The 1,149-nt window shown below is 67.5% G+C and carries 1 protein-coding gene and 1 pseudogene; both read right to left on the bottom strand.

The genetic code is table 11. The annotated features are described in order from the left end of the window. Window positions 1-193, bottom strand: a pseudogene (locus K789_RS26745) (anti-sigma factor); the annotation flags it as partial. A 143-nt stretch (window positions 194-336) separates the two neighbouring features. Further along, complete coding sequence (gene sigE / locus K789_RS0103155) at window positions 337-972, bottom strand: RNA polymerase sigma factor SigE (RefSeq protein ID WP_024365482.1); 636 nt, start codon at window positions 970-972, stop codon at window positions 337-339. Window positions 973-1,149 lie beyond the last annotated feature (177 nt).

Below are 1,149 nucleotides of genomic sequence, written 5' to 3'. Positions count from 1 at the left end.
CCCCGCCCATCAGGTAGGCCGATCCGCCGAGGAGGGCCGCGGCAGCAGCCGCGCCGCCGGCCACGGCAAAAGTTGCCCGCAAGGCCGGACCGAGTCCGCGGGCTACTGCCCGCCGGTGGGTGGCCGGTTGTTGCGTGCGCGCGAGTTCCTCGGTGCGAGCCAGCAGGCGCGCGGTCAGGTCATCGCTGGCCACGGGTACGTCAGCGCCGCGAAGCCGCTCCAGGTACTGGCGCTCCCGGCGCTGCTGGAGCTGGCATTCCGCACACGAATCCAGGTGCCGGCTCCGGCGATGGTGGGGGCCGCGGAGCAGTCGTTGCAGCAGACGCATCGCCTGGTTCAGAGGAGACCGGCGATACGCGGCATCTTCAGCCGCGGCTTCAGCGACGCCTTGGTGGATTGGGGCGGCCGCGGGTCCCGGTGTGCGAGTTTGTCCCGCAGCATGGTCCGGCCGCGGTGGATCCTGGAGCGGACGGTGCCGAGCTTGATGCCCAGGGCGACGGCGACCTCATCGTAGGACAGACCTTCAAGGTCGCAGAGGACGACGGCGGCGCGGAAGTCAGGCGGAAGTTCCTCCAGGGCGGCCTGAACATCGATGTCAAGATTGTTGAACTCGAAGCTCTGTTCCGGACCCGGCTCGCGTCCGGGCAAGCGGGATTCGGCGTCATCGGCCAGTGCGTCGAAGCGGATCCGGCTCTTGCGCCGCGCCTGGTCCAGGAACAGGTTCGTGGTGATCCGGTGCAGCCACCCGTCCAGGGTGCCCGGCTTGAAGTTCTCCAGCGAGCGGAAGACGCGGACAAAGACTTCCTGGGTGAGGTCCTCGGCGTCGTACTTGTTGCCGGTGAGGCGGTACGCGAGGCGGTACACCTTCGCGGAGTGGTTGGTCACCACTTCCTCCCAGGTGGGCCGGACCCATTGGGCTTCCGCCGCGGGCCGGGACTCTTCAGTTGCAGGGACAGCTGCCACTACCGACATTGTCCGCTCCCCTCGTGGATGGTGCTTACGCCGTGGACGGTGCTTGCGGCTGCAAGCTCCTGCATCCTTGATTCGGCGCCGATCACCTCGCGGATGAGCGGATAACCATCATTTCAAAACAAACTGGGAATTTCCTGACGCCGGCGGCCCTTCCGCCCACGGCTGAAAGCGGCGGCC

Origin of the sequence: Arthrobacter sp. TB 26 (assembly GCF_000427315.1) — a bacterium.
Classification (GTDB): Bacteria; Actinomycetota; Actinomycetes; order Actinomycetales; family Micrococcaceae; genus Arthrobacter.
Note: the sequence above shows the minus strand (reverse complement) of the source record. Positions and strands in the feature narration are given on the sequence as shown.

Coding starts and splice junctions, on each gene's coding strand:
- sigE (WP_024365482.1), bottom strand. CDS start 972: ATGTCGGTAGTGGCAGCTGTCCCTGCAACTGAAGAGTCCCGGCCCGCG.